Source organism: Paraburkholderia caffeinilytica, assembly GCF_003368325.1.
GTDB classification, from domain to species: Bacteria; Pseudomonadota; Gammaproteobacteria; order Burkholderiales; family Burkholderiaceae; genus Paraburkholderia; species Paraburkholderia caffeinilytica.
Genome location: NZ_CP031466.1, coordinates 3,495,053 through 3,513,649 on the forward strand (window position 1 = coordinate 3,495,053; position 18,597 = coordinate 3,513,649).

Annotated in this window: 18 protein-coding genes; 13 read left to right on the forward strand and 5 right to left on the reverse strand. The window is 61.3% G+C overall.

The annotated features are described in order from the left end of the window. The first annotated feature begins 301 nt into the window (after positions 1-301). Both DSC91_RS15360 and phbB read left to right on the forward strand, forming a co-directional pair. On the forward strand, positions 302-844 hold the full coding sequence (locus tag DSC91_RS15360) for a phasin family protein (RefSeq protein ID WP_115779513.1): 543 nt from the start codon (positions 302-304) through the stop codon (positions 842-844). Between the two features lie 196 nt (positions 845-1,040). After that, positions 1,041-1,784, forward strand: coding sequence for an acetoacetyl-CoA reductase (phbB, locus tag DSC91_RS15365; protein WP_115779514.1), 744 nt, complete (start codon positions 1,041-1,043; stop codon positions 1,782-1,784). A gap of 163 nt (positions 1,785-1,947) precedes the next feature. Here phbB and DSC91_RS15370 read toward each other — a convergent pair whose 3' ends face one another. Next, a complete protein-coding gene (locus tag DSC91_RS15370; RefSeq protein ID WP_115779515.1) occupies positions 1,948-2,973 on the reverse strand; it encodes a LacI family DNA-binding transcriptional regulator in 1,026 nt (341 codons plus the stop codon). A gap of 258 nt (positions 2,974-3,231) precedes the next feature. On the opposite strand from DSC91_RS15370, the gene DSC91_RS15375 reads away from it, so the two are divergent. The 5 genes from DSC91_RS15375 (at position 3,232) to DSC91_RS15395 (ending at position 7,873) form a co-directional block, all read left to right on the forward strand. Beyond that, positions 3,232-4,290: a fatty acid desaturase gene (locus tag DSC91_RS15375; RefSeq protein ID WP_115779861.1), complete on the forward strand. Its 1,059-nt coding sequence runs from the start codon at positions 3,232-3,234 to the stop codon at positions 4,288-4,290. Positions 4,291-4,305: 15 nt separating this feature from the next. After that, positions 4,306-4,629, forward strand: a complete 324-nt coding sequence (locus DSC91_RS15380) for a non-heme iron oxygenase ferredoxin subunit (protein ID WP_064270848.1) — start codon at positions 4,306-4,308, stop codon at positions 4,627-4,629. A gap of 97 nt (positions 4,630-4,726) precedes the next feature. Further along, the gene (locus tag DSC91_RS15385; protein ID WP_115779516.1) at positions 4,727-5,761 is read left to right on the forward strand and encodes a sugar ABC transporter substrate-binding protein; all 1,035 of its coding nucleotides are present in this window, start codon (positions 4,727-4,729) and stop codon (positions 5,759-5,761) included. Between the two features lie 19 nt (positions 5,762-5,780). Then, a complete protein-coding gene (locus DSC91_RS15390) occupies positions 5,781-7,028 on the forward strand; it encodes an NAD(P)/FAD-dependent oxidoreductase (protein WP_115779517.1) in 1,248 nt (415 codons plus the stop codon). Then, on the forward strand, positions 7,025-7,873 hold the full coding sequence (locus tag DSC91_RS15395; RefSeq protein WP_115779518.1) for a sugar phosphate isomerase/epimerase family protein: 849 nt from the start codon (positions 7,025-7,027) through the stop codon (positions 7,871-7,873). The genes DSC91_RS15390 and DSC91_RS15395 overlap by 4 nt, the downstream gene beginning before the upstream one ends. Positions 7,874-8,015: 142 nt before the next feature. On the opposite strand, the gene DSC91_RS15400 is transcribed toward DSC91_RS15395, so the two are convergent. Both DSC91_RS15400 and DSC91_RS15405 read right to left on the reverse strand, forming a co-directional pair. After that, a complete protein-coding gene (locus tag DSC91_RS15400; protein ID WP_162831404.1) occupies positions 8,016-8,309 on the reverse strand; it encodes a hypothetical protein in 294 nt (97 codons plus the stop codon). Continuing rightward, on the reverse strand, positions 8,302-8,856 hold the full coding sequence (locus DSC91_RS15405; RefSeq protein WP_308422879.1) for a carbonic anhydrase: 555 nt from the start codon (positions 8,854-8,856) through the stop codon (positions 8,302-8,304). The genes DSC91_RS15400 and DSC91_RS15405 overlap by 8 nt, the downstream gene beginning before the upstream one ends. Between DSC91_RS15405 and DSC91_RS38605 the strand changes: the two genes are divergently transcribed. After that, entirely contained in the window at positions 8,855-9,007 is a 153-nt protein-coding gene (locus DSC91_RS38605) for a hypothetical protein (protein ID WP_308422880.1), read from the forward strand. The genes DSC91_RS15405 and DSC91_RS38605 overlap by 2 nt on opposite strands. A gap of 335 nt (positions 9,008-9,342) precedes the next feature. On the opposite strand, the gene DSC91_RS15410 is transcribed toward DSC91_RS38605, so the two are convergent. Further along, a complete protein-coding gene (locus tag DSC91_RS15410) occupies positions 9,343-10,095 on the reverse strand; it encodes a TetR/AcrR family transcriptional regulator (protein ID WP_115779521.1) in 753 nt (250 codons plus the stop codon). Positions 10,096-10,263: 168 nt separating this feature from the next. On the opposite strand from DSC91_RS15410, the gene DSC91_RS15415 reads away from it, so the two are divergent. The 5 genes from DSC91_RS15415 (at position 10,264) to DSC91_RS15435 (ending at position 16,768) form a co-directional block, all read left to right on the forward strand. Further along, complete coding sequence (locus DSC91_RS15415) at positions 10,264-11,925, forward strand: bifunctional 3-(3-hydroxy-phenyl)propionate/3-hydroxycinnamic acid hydroxylase (protein WP_229758359.1); 1,662 nt, start codon at positions 10,264-10,266, stop codon at positions 11,923-11,925. A 9-nt stretch (positions 11,926-11,934) separates the two neighbouring features. Continuing rightward, entirely contained in the window at positions 11,935-13,005 is a 1,071-nt protein-coding gene (locus tag DSC91_RS15420) for a VOC family protein (RefSeq protein WP_115779523.1), read from the forward strand. A 25-nt stretch (positions 13,006-13,030) separates the two neighbouring features. Next, entirely contained in the window at positions 13,031-13,987 is a 957-nt protein-coding gene (locus tag DSC91_RS15425) for a fumarylacetoacetate hydrolase family protein (protein ID WP_115779524.1), read from the forward strand. Then, complete coding sequence (locus DSC91_RS15430; RefSeq protein ID WP_115779525.1) at positions 13,984-15,954, forward strand: acyl-CoA synthetase; 1,971 nt, start codon at positions 13,984-13,986, stop codon at positions 15,952-15,954. Before DSC91_RS15425 ends, DSC91_RS15430 begins: the two co-directional genes overlap by 4 nt. 76 nt (positions 15,955-16,030) lie before the next feature. After that, the gene (locus tag DSC91_RS15435; RefSeq protein ID WP_115779526.1) at positions 16,031-16,768 is read left to right on the forward strand and encodes an OmpW/AlkL family protein; all 738 of its coding nucleotides are present in this window, start codon (positions 16,031-16,033) and stop codon (positions 16,766-16,768) included. A 221-nt stretch (positions 16,769-16,989) separates the two neighbouring features. Here DSC91_RS15435 and DSC91_RS15440 read toward each other — a convergent pair whose 3' ends face one another. Then, positions 16,990-18,549 (reverse strand): methyl-accepting chemotaxis protein, encoded by a 1,560-nt coding sequence (locus tag DSC91_RS15440; RefSeq protein ID WP_115779527.1) that lies wholly within the window; start codon positions 18,547-18,549, stop codon positions 16,990-16,992. Positions 18,550-18,597: the final 48 nt, after the last annotated feature.

Consider the following 18,597-nt stretch of genomic DNA (forward strand, 5'->3'; position numbering starts at 1 on the left):
CATATTGCAATTGAAAATTGGGAAGTTATGATGGCGTCTCTGTAGGGATTTACTGAACACCTGCTTTTTAAAGGCGAGCGAAATATTTTCCGCTATCTGCCGCTATTCGCTTCGGGAAATGGTAATTAATGCTCCCGGCATAAGCGGACTAAATGAAAGTAACGCCCCTCCGAAGTATTCGCGACGCATGCTGCCCGGCAGGCGTCCTTGCGCTTCGGTCCATCCATCATCGTCATTCGCCGCGCGATATCCGAACGATCGGCGTTCCGCGCGGCGGACTGAATCCTGAGGAATTTCAACAATGGCTCTATCGAGTCCCGAGCAAATCGCCGCATCGCAGAAGGCCGGCCTCGACGCGTTCTTCGGATTGACCGGCAAGGTCTTTGAAGGCGTCGAAAAACTGGTCGCACTGAATCTGCAGGTCGTCCGGTCTACGCTGGCGGAGTCGCAGGAGAACCTGACAAAGGCGCCCGGCACACCGAACCCGCAGCAGTGGCTCACGCTGCAAGCCGGTTTCACCACGCCGTTCGCAGAGAAATCACTGTCATACGGCCGCCAACTCTTCGACATTGCGTCAACGACGCAGGCTGGGGTCGCGCAGCTTGCGCAGACGCAGTACGAACGGTACAACGCGCGCGTGCAGGAATTCATCAAGGAAGCGTCGAAGAGTGCTCCCGCAGGATCCGAAGCGGCGATCGCCGCGTGGAAAACCGCGATCAGCGCCACCACCACGCTGTACGAATCGCTGCAGAAGGCGGGGCAACAGGCCGTGGAGGTGGCGGGGAGCAATCTGGAAGCCGTCACGGCCTCAGCGTCCAAGGCTGCCAAACGTAGTGCCGCCTAGTCGGCTGCTTTAGCCGCGAACGCGAAGCACGAAGACTCACGCGGGCAGCAATGTCCGCGTAATCCATTCCATGTTTATACGTAGGATTCCTTTTATTCATCCTGGATATGGATCCTGCATTTCAATGCATCAAATTTTGACTAGAGGCAGCGTTGCCGCAGACGGGCACGCCGCCGGTATTTGTGAGGACGATTCGATGGCAAAGCAGATCGCGGTGGTAACGGGTGGCATGGGTGGACTGGGTGAGGCGATCAGCATCAAGCTGCATGATGCCGGGTATGCGGTCGTAGTCACCTATTCAGCGGGCAACACTGGTGCGAACGAGTGGCTCGCCCGAATGGAAGCCGAAGGACGACAATTCCGCGCGTACGCGGTCGACGTCGCCGACTACGATTCGTGCGAAGAATGCATGGCGCGGATCAAGGCGGAGGTCGGACCGGTCGACATCCTGATCAACAACGCCGGCATCACGCGCGACGCCAGCTTCAAAAAACTGGACAAGGTCAATTGGGACGCGGTCATCCGCACCAACCTCGATTCGGTGTTCAACATGACGAAGCCGGTGTGCGACAGCATGGTCGAGCGTGGCTGGGGCCGCATCGTTAACGTGTCGTCGATCATCGGTTCCAAGGGCGGGTTCGGCCAGACCAACTATGCGGCGGCAAAGGCCGGCATGCACGGTTTCACGAAATCGCTGGCGCTCGAGGTGGCGAAGAAAGGCGTCACCGTCAACACGATCTCGCCCGGTTATATCGCGACGAAGATGGTGATGGCGGTGCCCGAGGACATCCGCGAGACGAAGATCATTCCGCAGATTCCGGTGGGCCGGCTCGGGCAGCCCGACGAAGTCGCCGCGCTGGTGCTCTATCTATGTTCGCGCGAGGCGGGCTTCGTGACCGGCGCCAACATCGCGATCAATGGCGGGCAACACCTGCAGTGAACCCGCGAGACCGGCAATAGAGGCTCCATGAGCGAAGCGGCGAAAATCGCTCGTACACGCTGGGTTGGCCGCTCAAGACTGCTCGGCACGGTTCCTGAGCGGCCGCTTACGGGAAACTCGGCTGACTGTTGAGGGTCCGGAGTGAGTGGAAACTTCATTAAACCTAATACAGCGAATATCGGGAATGTGTCTGTATCGGGATGATCGCTTGTGCCGGAACGACTCGTCCTTCGCGCGCGGATTTCAAATGCTCGACAGTGGTACGCAGCAACTGTCGAAGGTCCTGGGTTAGCAGATAGTCGATGGCGTCGGAACGCAAAAGCGGCTCCGTTATCCGGTTAACTTCGTGCGTCACGTAAATCGTTCGGCCCGTCAGGTTGCGTTCGCGCAGCGCCGCCGCCAGACCTTCGTTGCCGCCCGCCACGTTGTAAATACCATCGAGCTTTTCGTGCTCGTCAAGAAAACGCATGGTCGCTTCATAGGTCGCGGCACCGGAATCAGCGCCCTTGATGACTTCGATGAGATTCACATTGGGGAAGCGTTGCCTTAGCAGGGAACGGAATCCGATCTCGCGGTCCTCGTGACAGGTATAGGAGAACGTTGCGACGACCACCGCCACATCCGGGGAAGCATGCGCCTGCAGATGCCGGCCAATGAGAAACGCCGCTGACTGTCCGGCCGCCCGGTTATTCACCCCGACATACGTGTGACGCGCGTCGGTATCGACGTCGGTGACGAGCGTCACAACCGGCTTGCCCGCCGTCATGCATTCGCGCAGCGCGGCAGTTATCGTTTCCGTGTTCGTGCAGATGATGCCGATTCCGTCGGCCTCGGCAGCCGCTTCGCGAACGCTGGCAGCCACTTCGTCGTCGTCGGCGCCGACACATCGCACGACGGTCAGAGTGGCGCCGGATGCGGCAAATTCCGGTTCGAGTTCGACCGCCGTTCTCGTCAGTTCGTCCGTGAATGCGTCACCGGCCTGAGCGAGCAATCTGAAGTCGTAAGTACTCTGCCTCGCGCGCGTCGACGAACGTGCTGGCGAGCCGGCACCCAGTTGCCTCAACGCCGCTTCAACGGCGCTTCGCGTGCGTGGATGCACGCCGGGCCGATCGTTCAGGGCGCGATCGATGGTTGCTCTGCTGAGCTGCGTGATCTCCATCAGTTGTTTGAGCGTCGGTCGATCTTTCATGCATGTCCCCAGACTTGCGTACGGGCCGAGGTGCCCGCATAGCCGACATTTTGCCTCAAATTGAGGCTATCGAGGCTTTTTCATGTTTAGGCCACAGAAAAGGCCAGATAACACCTTCTGGAATACCCTTGATAACTCAAAATGAGTCATTTTAGTCTTTGACCGGTGCTCATTAAGAGTCTTTAATTGGCTCAACGATGAGCAATGCTTCACTCGCTTCATCGCTCGGTCAAACATCTTGGCACTGGGGTGCAGCTCATGTCCGTACAGCAAGACAACACGAAAGCAATCACCATGGACGACTGGTACAAATGTCGCCTCGACAGGAAGGTGCTCAAGGAAGTCACGCGGCGTAACGACCGGGACGCGCTGTTGCATTTCGGCGGTTTCATCACGCTGGTCGTGGCAAGCGGCGTGCTTGCCTGGTTCTCGCTCGGCACGCTGTGGTGCGTGCCGGCATTCCTGCTGTACGGAACGATCTATGCGTTCGCCGAAGCGATCGAGCACGAGTTGCGTCATCGCACGCCATTCCGGAGCGAATGGTTGAACGAGGCGGTTCATTGGCTGATCTGTTTCATGACGTGGCGCGAACAGGTATATAGCCGCTGGTCGCATGCCCAACATCACACGTACACCCATCTGACGGCGACGGTGCCATCGGATGTCGAACTGGCGGTGAAGCGGCCGCCGAACTACCTGAAGCTCGCCACCGATTTCCTGCGCATCTCGCATGGCATCCATCATCTGGGCAACATCGTGTTGCACAGCTTCGGCATCGTGTCGAACAAGGCGAAGGCGGTCGTACCGCCCACTGAATATCGTGCGATGTGCCGCAACTCGCGCGTGATCCTCGCGCTCTACGTTGGCGTGATTGTGTGGGCCGTCGTCGCGCATAGCTGGCTGCCGGTGGTGTTTCTGCTCCTGCCGCGTTCGTACGGCGCCTGGCTGCACGAACTGCTGGCGCTCACGCAGCACACCGGGCTGCTCGAAAACGAACTGGATCACCGCTTCTCGACGCGAACCCTCAAGCTGAACCGCTTCCTCCAGTTTCTCTACTGGAACATGAACTATCACGTCGAGCATCACATGTTCCCGAACGTGCCGTTTCATGCGCTGCCGCAGCTGCGCAAGGCGATCGAAGCGGATTTGCCGCCCGCCTACGACGGCCTGTTCAGCGCGTGGGGCGAAATCATGCTCGTGTTCAGAATGCAGCGGCACGATCCCGATTACATGGTGACGCCGCGCGTGCCAGGAAAGGCGGCGGCACTCGGCGCGGAATCCGTCGGCGATCAGCCGTTCATGGCGCAGACGCGCTGAGCGAAGAGGCACACCATGAACATCCTTCAATGGCATCCCGTTTGCGCATGCGATGACATCGACGAAGAAGACGTCGTCGAGTTCGAGCATGACGGCAAGCTCTACGCGATCTATCACACACCTAGCGGTTATTACGCATCGGCGGGTCTTTGCACGCATGAGACCGCACGGCTCACGGAAGGTCTCGTGTTCGGCGAGGTGATCGAGTGTCCGATGCACATGGGGCGCTTTCATATTCCCACCGGCGCGGCGAAAGGTGCGCCCGTTTGCGTGAACCTCGTCACGCACCCCGTCAGGATCGAAGACGGCAAGGTCTTTATCGGCCTCGCCGACGATTGACGCCACGCCCTTCATTCATGTGATTCACGTGACTCGGGCAAGGCGGGATGGGCCGATGCGCGACATCGGCAAACCAATCATAAACAAGGAGACAGCCATGAAACGATCTATTCGCCAGGCGTTTCGCCTGGCCGCCGTGGTGCTGGGTTTCGGACTGTGCGCCGGTGCTTTTGCCGAGCCTGTCGCCCATTTCGATTTCATCTCGCACGCGCCGGATTCCGATGCCTGGTGGAATACGGTCAAGAACGGCATCAAACAGGCCGACGAGGATTTCAACGTACAGACCGATTACCGCAACCCGCCGAACGGCGATATCGCGGACATGGTGCAACTGGTCAATCAGGCGGCCGCGCGCAACTATGACGGGGTCGTGTCGACGATCGCCGACTACGATCTGCTGAAGAGCGCATTTCCGAAGCTCAAGGCGAAGAACATCCCGCTCATCACCACCAATACCGGCACGGAAAAGCAGAGCGCCGACCTGGGCGCGTTGCTGCACGTCGGCCAGCCGGAATATCTGGCGGGCAAGGAGGCGGGATTGCGCGCGAAGGCCGACGGCATCAAGACGTTTCTATGCGTGAACCACTACGCGACGAACCCCTTGTCGTTCGAGCGTTGCCGCGGCTTTGCGGATGCCATCGGCGCGGATATGAAGGTATCGGTGCTGGACGCGGGCGCGGACCCCACCGGCATCGAAGCCAAGGTTAGCGCGTTTCTCCGTGCGCATCCGACTACTCAGGCCGTGCTGACGCTCGGTCCGACGTCCGCCGATCCGACGATTCGCGCGGTGACCAAAATGGGGCTGGCCGGCAAGATATGGTTCGCGACGTTCGACATTGACTCCGATGTCGCGAAGGCCATCAAGGACGGCACGATCAAGTTCTGCACCGACCAGCAACCGTATCTGCAGGGCTATATCCCCATCGCGATGCTGGCGATCATGCACAAGAATCACAACACGGACGTGCTGCAGGCGCGCGCCGAGCTGGAGAAGAATCCGAAGTTCATGAAGCGTCTGCAGGACTATGGCCTCAAGCCTGTGTATGAGGCGCGCAATGTCAGTTCGGGACCGGGCTTCATCACGCAACAGAACATCAGCCAGGTGTCGGCGCTGGCTGGCCAATACCGGTGATGTCGCCGCGGAGCGTGAGATGAGTTCAACCGATCGAATGGTGATCGTAGGCGGCGGACAGTGCGGCGCCCGCGCGGCGCATGCGTTGCGCGAGCATGGCTGGGACGGCGCCATTACGCTGCTCGGTGACGAAGGACGGTTGCCATACGAACGCCCGCCATTGTCGAAGTCCGTGCTGCTTGGCCAGAAGACGGCCGCGCAGTGCGCGATCTACGACGCGGCGTTCTATCGCGAGCAACATATCGAACTGCGCGTCGATGCGCCGGTTGCCGCGATAGACCGTGCGCAGCGCAAGGTAGTGCTCGCCGATGGCGAAGCGATCGGCTATCACCGGCTGTTGATCGCAACCGGCGCCGAACCTCGCCCGTTCGACGTGCCAGGCTCGATGCTGCCGGGCGTGCATGCGCTGCGCGCCGTGCCCGACGCGCATGCGATCGCCGGCGAACTGACGCCGGGCCGGCGGATCGCCGTGATCGGCGCCGGCTTCATTGGTCTGGAAATTGCCGCGGCTGCCGTGCCGCGCGGCTGCGACGTGACCGTGCTCGAGGCGGCGCCGCGTGCGCTGATGCGAGCTGTGCCCGAGGCCGTCGCGGCGTGTCTGATTGATCGTCACCGACAGATGGGCGTAAATGTGCGCTTCGGCGTACAGGTCGATTGCTTGACCGGTGATGCGCGCGTCACCGGCGTGAAACTTGTCGACGGCAGCATCGTCCCGTGCGACGCAGTCGTCGTCGGCGTGGGCGCGAGGCCGCGTATTGCGCTCGCGCAGGCGGCGGGTCTCGACATCGACAACGGCATCGCGGTCGACGGCGGGTTGCGCACTAGCGACCCGCATATCTACGCAGCCGGGGACGTCTGTTCCTTTCCGCATCCGCAGACAGGCCAGCGGATCCGGCTCGAATGCTGGAAGAACGCCGAGGACCAGGCGCGCGCTGCCGCACGCGGCATGCTGGGTCATGGCGACGTCTATTCGGCTGTACCGTGGTTCTGGTCCGATCAGTACGACATGACGATCCAGATCGCCGGGATTCCCGCATACGGCACGGCGACGGTGGTGCGCGAAACAGGCACGGCGTCGCGGATTTTCTTCGCACTCGATGCCGGCGGCGCGCTGGTCGGCGCAAGCGGAGTGGGACCGGCGGGCGAGATAGCGCGCGACGTGCGCATCGCGCAGTCGCTCATTGCGCAACGCGCGTGCATCGAACCGGCGCTGCTCGCCGATCGCGATATGAAGCTGCGTTCGCTGATGGTCGCGGAGGCGCAATGAGCCAACGCCTGCTGGTGTTCCAGTCGCTATGGGCGATGGAGCGGCGACACACCGACGGCCGCGAACGTTCGCTCGAAGAAAATGTACGGATGATCGCCGGCGCGGGCTTCGATGGCCTGAGCGCACATTACACGGATCGCGCGTCTGTCCGGCGACTGGCGCAATTACGTGCAGACTACGGACTCGACGTGGAAGGCCAATGCTTTCCGCGCACGGTCGACGATCTGCAACCGGTGCTCGAGAATGCCGTCGAATTCGGCGCGCATCACATCGATCTGCAGCCCGACGTGCGTCCTCGCACCGTCGCGGAATGTCTCGCGCTGATCGACGGCTGGCAGCGGCTCGCCGAACAGGTGGACGTGCCGGTCTACATCGAGACGCATCGCGACCGGATGACCACCGATCTCTACTTCACGCTCGACCTGCTCGACGCACGCCCTGATCTGAGATTGCTCGGCGACATTTCACACTATCTGGTGGGACGCGAATTCGCATGGCCGGTATCCGACGATAACCACCGGCTCATGCATCGGATACTCGATCAGTCGTGGGCGTTTCACGGCCGCGTTGCGAGCCGGGAACAGGTGCAGATCGAGCTTTCTTTTGAGCCACACCGGATGTGGGTCGACCTTTTTCTCGACTGGTGGCGCTACGGCTTCGCATCGTGGCGCAGGCGGGCAGGGGAGCACGACACGCTTGCTTTCACCTGCGAACTGGGACCTAAACCTTACGCGATCATCGGCCGTGACGGTAACGACACAACCGACCGGTGGGCGGAGTCTCTATTGCTGCGCGATTGGGTCTGCACGCTGTGGGGGGATCTAACGGCGCTCGAAGGACCGTGATTAGAGTTTGATACGCTGGTGACTCCACCCGCCAGCTTTTTTCCCACGCAACGACGTTTTGTGGGCGATATGGACCTCGTGTCCATATCGATTTCTTCGTGTCAGTGATCGGTCCCGCTCCGGCTCGACGGACCCCATTGAATCACTTCGCTTTCAGCGGCCGCGTCCCCCAAAACAACACCGCCTCGATCGCGAAAAATGCAGCGAGCGGCACGATAGCGCCCACCGTCCCCGCGATCTCACGCCCGAACCGGCTCGTCACATACAGCAGCACGATCATGCTCAGCGCCATGCCCGGCAGGGGCGACATCAAAAGATCGATGCCGAACCAGAGCACCGCGGCAAGCAGCGAAGCGACCGCGATGCCCGCTATGCCGACGGTGCGCTGCTGGCGAAAGTCGGACGCGTGATAGGTCGGATCGGTCACTTCAGACAAGGGCAACCTTGCCGGTGGCGAGGTCATACATGCCGCCAACAATGTCGATCTTCTTGCTCTCGTAGAGTTTTTGGATGACCGGCGGTGAGTGCTTCAGTCGCGCCATTTGCCGCCGCACGTTCTCGGCGGCCGCGTTGTCCAGCAAGTTGCCGGTCTGCGTTTTCTCAGCGGCGACGACGGCCGGCTTGATCGAGGCGATGAGGCCCGGCAAATGGCCAGGAAGGACCGCCTTGCTCTTCAGCACTTTGATTGCGGCGTCGACCGCGCCGCATCCCGTGTGGCCCAGCACCATGATGAGCGGCACCCCCAGGAACTGGGCGCCGTATTCGAGCGATGCAAGCAGATCCGGGTTCACGATGTTGCCCGCAACGCGTAACACGAAGAGATCGCCCGGCCCCTGATCGAACGCGAACTCCGGCGCCACGCGCGAATCGGCACAGCCCAGGATCGTGGCGATCGGATACTGCGCCTGCACACGGGCGGCGCGTCCCGATGAAAAGTCGCGCTCGTTCGGCGCGTTGGCGGCGTAGCGTGCGTTGCCCTCCATGAGCCGCTTCAACGCGTCTGCCGGCGTGATCGAGTTCGGTGGCGGCGGTGCGTCGGGTGCGGGTGCGTCGGCCGCGATGGCGACGCTCACGCTCCACGGCAGGAGCGCCGCGAGTGCGCCGGTCTTCAGGAAATCCCGGCGCGACACTTGAGGCTCGTGCTGCGCATCACCGCACATATCACACATTTGAATGCCTCCGTCATTGCTGGGCGTATCTGGCCGCGAACAGGTGCCTTGCCGCATCGCGACGCAACGCATATGGCACACCGATTACCTGCTAGGTGCACCTCGCGTGATGGTTCGACGCCACGCGGTAGATCGACAATTTGTGTAGGTTTGAGTCTATACCGTCGTTGCAAGGCGCAATGTACGGACAATCCCGCGACTGCGAGGCGTAGGCCGTGAAGGCGTATCGTTCAATGCGTTTCCCCAGTTGAACGAACAAATACGCGCTACCTCGACACCGATCAAAGTTCTTTGCGGCACTCAGGCGGATTCGTCTGGAAGGGTGAGCGCAGGCAGGGGACGGTAAGCGATTTCTACAGCCTCGGTTCGGGAAAGCCCCAGCGTCTTCAGCAAGACTGCGGCTGCTCGTTCGGCGAGCTGATCGCTCGAAAATCCCGATTCTGCGAACGGGTCTGGCCCTGGCTCTTCGGGCGATTCGAACTCCAACTGCATTGTGATTGCGCCAAGGACTGTTCCGCCAACGGAGATCACAGTCAGCAGCGGGTCTTCCGCCACAAAACGGCCTGCCGCAATACCCTTCTCGACATCCCGCATCAGGCGACGCCCCAACCCGCGGCTCAACGCCCGCGAAGAAAACCCCTCACGCATCAGGAACTGCCCCCACAGCGGGTCACTCCTTGCGCGCAAAACGGTATGACGCACGGACACCGATATGACCTCTGCTGGATCGGACAGATCGCGTGTGAGCTGGTCCAGCGTATCGGCGAAGTGCTCGAACACCCAATCCGTCAGAGCGGCATGGATCGCCTCTTTCGATTCGAAGTGGTTATAGAAGGATCCGAAGCCAACGTCGGCTGCCTCGGTGATCTCATTGATCGCAACGCCCTCCATTCCTTTCTCGGCCATCAGCCGGAGCGCAGCTTCAAGGAGGCGCCTGCGCGTTTCCCGCTTGCGGCGTGAGCCCCGTGGTTCCGTCTCCGCAGGCGGCGCAGCGGAGGCGACGGGCGCGGATTGCGAGGACCGGGTCGTTCTGCGGCGGGGTGGCGTAGACATCGGAGCTCAATCTTTTTGGTGAGTGTGCTGGAGTATACCCTCATCAATCATAATTGACAAAGATATCAGTTTTGATCAATATCTCAAAAACGGCGAAACGAGGTCGACTCAAAAAGCCATCAATCACTGGAGTTGCAAAGGATGGAGACAAGCGCTCGCCCGCCCGCCATGGCAGACGGTAACGGGGTCCCTGCCGGTCTGCCGCAAGGTCCGCTACCGGCGGCCGTCGACATCCTGATCGTCGGTTGCGGACCGGTGGGCGCCACGATCGCCAATCTGCTGGCCGTCTACGGTTTGCATGTGCTTGTCATCGACAAGGCGGCCGATATCTTCATGGCGCCTCGCGCGATCGCGTTGGATAACGAGGCGCTGCGAATCCTTCAGCTCGCAGGTGTTGAAGAGGGCGACTTCGAGAAGGTGGCGATATCGCAGGTGCGCATGCGCTCGCCGTGGCTGGGCGAATTCGGGCGAATCAACACACTCGGTGCTCTGGATGGACACCCCAAGCTCGTGACGTTTTACCAACCGGAACTCGAGCGGTGCCTTCGTGCAAAACTCCGTCAGTTCGATTGGGTGCACGTTGGACTCGGCGTGTCTTTGAGCGGGCTGGTGGAGCATGAGGACCATGTCATGGCCTCGCTGGATGCCGGTCCCGCAGGCGCGCACTGCGTTCGTGCCAAATACGTAGTGGGCGCGGACGGCGCCAGTTCTCTCGTGCGCCAGTTGATCGGTCAGGACTTCACCGGCAAAACCTTCAACGAGGATTGGCTCATTGTGGACGCGCGTCACGTCCCCCGGCCTATCGATCACGTCGAATTCATCTGCGATCACCGGCGCCCGGTTCCTCACATGACCGCCCCAGGCGGGCGCGAGCGATGGGAGTTCATGCTGCGCCCTGGGGAAACCAGGGAGGAGATGGAGTCCGACGCGCGCATCCGGGATCTGCTTGCGCCATGGGGAGACGTTGACCAGATGGTCATCGAACGGAAAGCGGTGTACCGCTTCCATGCAAGAACGGTAAGCGCATTCAGCAAAGGGCGGGTTTTTCTCGCGGGCGATGCTGCGCATATCACACCGCCGTTCGTGGGGCAGGGACTGGTTGCCGGACTACGCGACGCGGCAAACCTGTCCTGGAAGCTGGCGATGGTGATACACGGCCATGCCACACCCCAAATCCTCGACACATACAACCAGGAACGTGGACCCCATGTGAGGGCAATGATCCGGCTCGCAAAGTTTATGGGCAAGCTCGTGATGCCCCGCAATGCCGCCGTTGCATTCTTCACGCATGGCGTGATGCGCATGGCGCGGCTCGTGCCCAAGGCGCGTATCTACTTCGAGGAAATGCACATCAAACCGGCGAATGCCTGCCGGCGCGGACTGTTCGTCAAAGGCCGTTCCGGATCCCGGCTGGTTCGCGGTGCGGTGCTTCCGCAGGGTTGGGTGCGCAGCGCCGCCGGCGCGCAGTGTTTGAGCGACGACGCCCTCGGCAACCGGCTCGTGCTCGTCGGGTTCGGTGTCGATGCCGCTGCAACGCTCAAGGCCAGTACAAAAGCTGCGCTCTTCGCGGCCGGCGGCGCCATCGTGAACATCTCGCATCGCGGGCAACAGCTTGATGCACGTGCGAGCGCCTGGGAGGATCTGCACGGCACCTTTCTACCTGGCGCGGTGCGATATGGCTGGGTCGCGGTCGTCCGCCCTGACAAGACCGTCATGAACGACGGGCCTGCCGTCGATGCGAACCGGATCCTGCAGGAAAGTTTGATGCTGCTGCGAAAACCTGCCCGAACAAGGCAGACAGCGGCCGAATCGGTTGCATCTTCTGCCTGAGATAACACTATGACGCTCATCACTGAACAACCCGCCCGGCATCCGGCGCCGACTACGAAGGCATTGGCGCTGGCTTACCTGATTTTCGAACGCCCCGATCTCGAGCAGGCGGAGCGATTCCTGAACGATTTTGGTCTGCGCACCGTCGTGCGCGACGAACCATTTCTCTTTCTCCGGGGCACGTCTGGATCGCCTTTCTGCTATGTCGTGCGTAAATCGACGCATGCGCGATTCGTTGGATTGGGTCTGCGAATGCGGGACCTGTCTGACCTCAAGGCATTGACGAAGGTATCCGGTGCATCGGCGATAGAGACGTCCGATTGGCCCGGCGGCGGGCATCGCGTGACGCTTGTCGATCCCTCGGGATTTCGCGTCGACGCGATATGCGAGCAGACGCCTGCGGGAACCTTGCCGCACCGCCCCGCGTTGCATTTCAATTCGCCGGATGACGTGGTCAGGGTCAACAGCACGCAACGCCCGCCGGCGAGTGCGCCGGAGATTCTGCGACTGGGACATGTGGTTCTCGAGCTTGCCGATTTCCAGGCAACCTGTGCGTGGTACACACGTTACTTCGGCTTCATTCCGAGCGATGTTCAGGTGCTGCCCGACGGCTCTCCAGCCGTTGCATTCATGCGGCTGGATCTCGGCGATACGCCCGCGGATCATCACACGCTCGCATTGGCGCAGGGCTTCGCACCGGTCTATAGCCACAGCGCGTATGAAGTCATCGATGCCGATGCGATCGGCATGGGGCAGCGGGTTCTACGGGAAAAAGGCTATACCCACGCGTGGGGCATCGGCCGGCATGTACTCGGCAGTCAGGTGTTCGACTACTGGCAGGATCCGACAGGCGCCAAGCACGAGCATTACTGCGACGGCGACATGTTCACGGCCGACAAACCTATGGGCATTCATCCGGTCAGCAGGAATGCCATGTCGCAGTGGGGACCCGTTATGCCGCGCAGCTTCACCAAGCCGAAGCTGACGCTGGGTGCAGTGACGGCACTGTTCCGCAATCTTCGTCGCAGTCCCGACCTGACCGTCGCGAAGCTGCGCATGCTCGCAAAAATCTTCGCCTGACCACTGGAAGCAACCCGAGATAGCTATGTCACTCAACGTATTGCGTTACCGGCACGAAGGGCGTGCCCACTGGGGGATCGTCAGGAACGGTCTGATAACGCCTATCCCCGGCAGCTTCGACTCGACTGGCGCTTTCATCGAGGCCAACCCGCTCGGACAACTCGCCGCGCTGACGGGCCCGACCGTCCCGGAAGCTGACGTCCAATGGTTGTCTCCCGTGACACCGGACCAGCAGTTCATCTGCCAGGGGGCGAACTATCGTCAACACATGATCGAGTCGGGCATGAATCCGGATGCGAAGGCGTACAACATGGTCTTCACCAAAGCCCCGAGCTGCATCGTGCCCGCCGATTCCGATCTGGTGCGGCCGCGCCATGTGCGTTTCCTTGACTATGAGATCGAGCTCGGCCTCGTATTTCGGCAGAGTATTTCCTCCCGTCAGTCCGTTACCGACGACAACCTGCACGAGTACGTGGCCGGCGCGGTGATCGTGAATGACTACTCCGCCCGTGACGTGCAGATACCGCAGATGCAGTTCTACAAAGGCAAGAGCTACCGCACCTTCGGACCGGTAGGGCCGTACCTGTGTCTGCTCGAACCTCGTGAGATCGGTCTTCTCAAGAAGCTGCGACTGACGCTTACGGTCAATGGCGCTATACGGCAGAACGACTCGACGTCAAATCTCGTCTACGGCTTTGCGGAAACGCTGTCGGAGCTTTCGGGCGTGCACGATCTGCGCGCCGGCGATCTGCTTTCAACGGGAACGCCGTCCGGTTGCGCGCTCTCGGTGCCGTCCCCCGCCAAGCAGCGCGTCGCCGCGCTGCTGCCCGAGGCGAGCCGGTGGCGCCTGTTCATGAAGATACAGGCCGCAAGGAGCCAGTACCTGAAGCCGGGAGACGTCGTCGAGTCGCGTATCGTCAGCGAGGATGGCTCAATCAATCTTGGTGCGCAGCGCAACCGTGTCGTTGAAGAGGCAGCATGAAAGGCGTTTCTGCTCTGGTCGATGTGGAGGCCATCGAGGCACGTGGGGAGCCGGCAGACCGTCCGGCGAGTACGTACGAGATGATCTGCCGCGGCGCGGCGATCGATCCCTCGGCGCCTGCGCTGTCATTCTTCCTGCGCGCCGACGACCATCGCAGTCCGGCGCGGTGGTCGTACCACGAGCTGGTTCGAGATATCACGCGCACCGCGAATATGTTCACGCGCCTCGGTGTCGAGCGCGATGCAGTCGTCGCTTACGTGTTGCCCAATCTCCCCGAGACGCATTTTGTGATCTGGGGTGGTGAAGCGGCAGGCATTGTGTGTGCGATCAATCCACTACTGGAGGCGACAGCGATCGCGTCGTTGCTGAACGCTGCCGGCGCGAAAGTCCTGGTGACGCTTGCACCGTTCCCAGGCACTGATCTGTGGCCCAAGGTCAGCGGGGTGCTCGATCAGGTGCCGTCCCTGAAACACCTCGTGCTGGTGGATCTATCGCGGCACATTCGCGGAATTCGCGGGCTCGCAGCAAAGGCGCTGCAGCGTCGGGAGTGCCGACGATTGCACGGTCGCGGCGGCATACGGGGTGCCGTCCCCACACGCATCGAAGTTCACGATTTCGCCCGTGCGATCTCGCGCGAGTCCGGTGCGAAATTGACGAGTGTACGCAAGATCCGATCCGGTGACCTGTCGTCCTATTTCTGCACCGGCGGCACGACAGGCTTGCCCAAACTTGCGATGCGTACGCACGACAACGAAATCAGCAATGCGTGGGCCGTCGGTGAATTCATTGGCGATGGCATCGGCCCTGGCAAGACCACGTTTTGCGGACTACCGCTCTTTCATGTCAACGCGGTCCTGGCAACTGGCCTCGTGCCTTTTTCCCGCGGCGCGCACGTCGTGCTCGGCACGCCGCAGGGCTATCGCGGTGAAGGGGTCGTGAAGCGTTTCTGGGAAATCGTCGAGCATCACCGCATCAACTTCTTTAGCGGGGTACCTACGCTCTATGCCTCTCTGCTTGACGTACCCATCGCCGGCCATGATTTGCAATCGCTTGAATATGGCTTGTGCGGAGCGGCGCCAATGCCTATTGAGGTGTTCCGGTCCTTTCAGGAGCGAACCGGCGTACGCATCCTGGAGGGTTACGGGCTGACGGAGGGCGCTTGCGTCAGCAGTGCGAATCCGCCGCTCGGTGAGCGCCGGCTCGGATCGATTGGACTGCGCATGCCGGGACAACTGATGAAAGCGGTCGTTGTGAACGAAGCCGGGCAGTATGTCAGAGACTGTGCGCCGAACGAGACTGGGCTCCTTGTCATATCCGGATCCAATGTCTTCAGGGGCTATGCGCAGGCCCAGCACAACAAAGGATTGTGGGTCGATCTGGCAGACGGGAGACGCTGGCTCAATACCGGAGACCTGGGACGCCAGGATTCTGACGGCTACTTCTGGCTGACCGGACGCAAGAAGGAACTGATCATCCGCGGGGGGCACAACATCGATCCGGCAACGATCGAAGAGTGCCTGCACCGTCACCCATCCGTCGCGCTTGCCGCCGCTATCGGCCGACCCGATGCTCATGCCGGAGAACTGCCGGTGGTGTATGTGCAGCTCAAGTCAGGAGCTCAGGCCACCGAGCAGGAACTTGCCGCGTATGCACATCGGATGATCGGTGAGCGAGCGGCCTGGCCGAAGCGCATCTATCTAATCGATGCAATGCCGTTGACGGCGGTGGGAAAAATCTTCAAACCGGACTTGAAACGCCGTGAAGCGCTCGAAGTGCTTTCGGCTTCACTTGCGGAGGCCGGGATTGAAGACGCGCGTGTAAGTATGGTCGACTCGCCCGAGGGACCTGAAGTGCAAGTGGAACTCGTCGATATGGCGCTTACCGAACGGGCAACGCAAGTCTTGGGGCGCTTCCCTTTCCGGTTCTCGCTTGTCGGTAAGTGCGGCGAGTTATCCGGTCGACGATAGGCGTTCGAAGCAGGTTCGTACGGGTTAGCGTTTTCTATTTAATTAGTATTACTAGTGAAATAAATCAGGAGGAGATATGAGAAACAAACTACACGTCAAGGCAGTATGCATATCGGCTGTCGCCGGTCTTGCCGTTATTGCCGGAAATGCCCAAGCCCAGGCAAGTGGAAGTACGACAATCGGCGCCGGCTGGTTGCATATCATGCCGCAGGGAAAATCCGGCCTGACCAACGTTGTCAGCGCTGGCGGGGTGCCGGTCAATCAGGATGTGCCGGATACCGGAGCCCATGCCAGCAACTCTGACACGGCAAGCTTTTCGATCGAATATCACGTCACCGACAACATTGGGGTCGCGTTGCTGATGGGCACTCCCTTCACGAGCCACCTGATCGGGGACGGGTCATTGAGCCAGTTCGGCGTGATCGGCGAAGCCAAGCCGCTGGCGCCGATTCTGGAGGCCAGATATCACCTGTTTTCCGCCGATAGTAAATTCAGACCGTTTGTTGGCGTTGGCGCAAACTACACGTGGTTCGCCAACACACACCTGACGAATAGCAGTTTCATTGCCGCTAACTTCGGTCCCGGAAGTTCAACGAGCGCGAGCCTGAGTCCGTCATGGAATCCCGTGCTGGACGTTGGAGCAACCTACTCAATGACGAAGCATTGGTCGGTCGGCGCCTCTCTAATTTATATGCCGCTGTCGACAACGTTGACGACGCGTGCAACCACGGCAACAGGATCCGAAGTGGTGACGAAAACAAAGATCCGGGTGACTCCGTTGATTACCCTCGTCAACGTTGCTTATACGTTCTAGAGCCAATCAGAAACGAAGGTGAGAGTCTGCAGTTGCAGGCTCTTGTAGATCATTGCCGAACTGAGCAAGACTGGTTCGCACCGCCCAGTACCGTGTTGTGAGACGACTCCGGCGGGTACTCGGCGCACGCGGCGCTTGCGCCACTACAGGTACTACGATGCCGTCTCGTGCGTACAGATTTCTGGAATCCGGTATGGCGGGCCATGTGACAAAAGCGATGGTCAGGCGTCGGCCACCTGGAACGCCGCGGCCGCGCGTTGCAGGCTCATCGCCTGCTCCTTCAGCGACTGCGCCGCGGCGGCAGCCTGCTCCACGAGCGCCGCGTTCTGCTGCGTCATGCTGTCCATCTGCGTGACCGCGAGATTCACCTGGTCGATGCCGGCGCTCTGTTCCGTTGCCGCTGCCGCGATCTCCTGCACGACGCCGGTCACGCGCATGATCGCGTCGCGCGCTTCGTCGATCGTCGAGCCGGTGTTTTCGACCAGCGTCGCGCCGCTGCCGACGCTGCCCACCGCATGACTGATCAGCTCGCGAATTTCCTTCGCCGCGGTTGCGCTACGCTGTGCGAGGCTGCGCACCTCGCTCGCGACGACCGCGAAGCCGCGGCCCTGCTCACCCGCGCGTGCCGCTTCAACCGCCGCGTTCAGCGCGAGGATGTTGGTTTGAAACGCGATGCCTTCGATCGTCGCGATGATCTCGACCATGCGACCCGATTCGCTCGAGATGCCCTTCATTGCCGTGACAGCCTGCGTGATCATGTCGCCGCCGCGGTTCGCGATCTTCGCGGCGCTGGCGGCAAGCTCGCTGGCGGTGCGCGCGTTGTCGGCAGTCTGGCGGACCATCGCCGTCATTTGCTCCATGCTCGACGCCGTTTCCTGCAACGACGCCGCCTGGCTCTCGGTTCGCGACGACAGGTCGGCATTGCCGTTCGCGATCTCGCTCGCGCCGCACGCGACATTGTCGGACGCGTGCTTGATCTGGCAGATGGTGCCCGTCAGCGCGTCGCGCATCCGCTGCATGACGTGCAACAGGCTCGACGTGTCGCCGTCGCGCGTGCGGATCGCCACGGTCAGGTCGCCCGATGCGATCGCATCCGCCACGTTTGCCGCGTAGGCCGGATCGCCGCCGACCGTGCGCGCGATGCTGCGGTTCGTCACCGCGACGAGCGTCACGAGCACCGCCGACACCGCCACGAAGATCGCGCCGAGCAGCCACAGCGAGGCCATGAACGCCGCGTCGATGTCGTCGACGTAGGCGCCGGTCGCGATGATCCAGTCCCACGGCGCGTAGCGCACCACGTAGCCGATCTTGCCGACCGCCTGCGCCGGCGCCGCGCCCGGATGCGGGAACACGTAGTCGACGAAACCGCCGTCCGGCGCCTGCGCGGCCGAGGCGAACGTCACGTAATGGTGGCGGCCGTCGGCATCGGCGCTGCCCGCGAGATCCTTGCCTTCGAGTGCCGGCTTGATGGGATGCATCACCATCTGCGGCTTCGAGTTGATCACAAGGAAGTAGCCGTCTTCGCCGTAGCGGACGCCGCGCAGGCGTTCGAGCGCCTGCTTGCGGGCGTCCGCCTCCGGCAGCGCGCCGCTTTGCGCCAACGCGGCATACTCCGTGACGATACTGAGCCCGACGTGCGCGACGTTCGTGAGGTCGTGCTTACGTTCCTCGATGCGTGTCTCGCGCGAATGCCACGCCGCCGACACCGAAACGGCGAGCAACGCGACGAGGCTGATGATCAACGGCAGCCACAGCTTCTGGGTAAAACTGAGCTTGTGCATCCTGAGTCCTCTTGCAAACGAATGGAACTCGCGCAGGTTGCCGTGCGA

What these genes read in the sequence shown, in the direction of transcription:
- DSC91_RS15360 (WP_115779513.1), top strand. Translation starts at nt 302, where the DNA reads ATGGCTCTATCGAGTCCCGAGCAAATCGCCGCATCGCAGAAGGCCGGC.
- phbB (WP_115779514.1), top strand. Translation starts at nt 1,041, where the DNA reads ATGGCAAAGCAGATCGCGGTGGTAACGGGTGGCATGGGTGGACTGGGT.
- DSC91_RS15370 (WP_115779515.1), bottom strand. Translation starts at nt 2,973, where the DNA reads ATGAAAGATCGACCGACGCTCAAACAACTGATGGAGATCACGCAGCTC.
- DSC91_RS15375 (WP_115779861.1), top strand. Translation starts at nt 3,232, where the DNA reads ATGTCCGTACAGCAAGACAACACGAAAGCAATCACCATGGACGACTGG.
- DSC91_RS15380 (WP_064270848.1), top strand. Translation starts at nt 4,306, where the DNA reads ATGAACATCCTTCAATGGCATCCCGTTTGCGCATGCGATGACATCGAC.
- DSC91_RS15385 (WP_115779516.1), top strand. Translation starts at nt 4,727, where the DNA reads ATGAAACGATCTATTCGCCAGGCGTTTCGCCTGGCCGCCGTGGTGCTG.
- DSC91_RS15390 (WP_115779517.1), top strand. Translation starts at nt 5,781, where the DNA reads ATGAGTTCAACCGATCGAATGGTGATCGTAGGCGGCGGACAGTGCGGC.
- DSC91_RS15395 (WP_115779518.1), top strand. Translation starts at nt 7,025, where the DNA reads ATGAGCCAACGCCTGCTGGTGTTCCAGTCGCTATGGGCGATGGAGCGG.
- DSC91_RS38605 (WP_308422880.1), top strand. Translation starts at nt 8,855, where the DNA reads ATGAGCCGCTTCAACGCGTCTGCCGGCGTGATCGAGTTCGGTGGCGGC.
- DSC91_RS15405 (WP_308422879.1), bottom strand. Translation starts at nt 8,856, where the DNA reads ATGGAGGGCAACGCACGCTACGCCGCCAACGCGCCGAACGAGCGCGAC.
- DSC91_RS15410 (WP_115779521.1), bottom strand. Translation starts at nt 10,095, where the DNA reads ATGTCTACGCCACCCCGCCGCAGAACGACCCGGTCCTCGCAATCCGCG.
- DSC91_RS15415 (WP_229758359.1), top strand. Translation starts at nt 10,264, where the DNA reads ATGGCAGACGGTAACGGGGTCCCTGCCGGTCTGCCGCAAGGTCCGCTA.
- DSC91_RS15420 (WP_115779523.1), top strand. Translation starts at nt 11,935, where the DNA reads ATGACGCTCATCACTGAACAACCCGCCCGGCATCCGGCGCCGACTACG.
- DSC91_RS15425 (WP_115779524.1), top strand. Translation starts at nt 13,031, where the DNA reads ATGTCACTCAACGTATTGCGTTACCGGCACGAAGGGCGTGCCCACTGG.
- DSC91_RS15430 (WP_115779525.1), top strand. Translation starts at nt 13,984, where the DNA reads ATGAAAGGCGTTTCTGCTCTGGTCGATGTGGAGGCCATCGAGGCACGT.
- DSC91_RS15435 (WP_115779526.1), top strand. Translation starts at nt 16,031, where the DNA reads ATGAGAAACAAACTACACGTCAAGGCAGTATGCATATCGGCTGTCGCC.
- DSC91_RS15440 (WP_115779527.1), bottom strand. Translation starts at nt 18,549, where the DNA reads ATGCACAAGCTCAGTTTTACCCAGAAGCTGTGGCTGCCGTTGATCATC.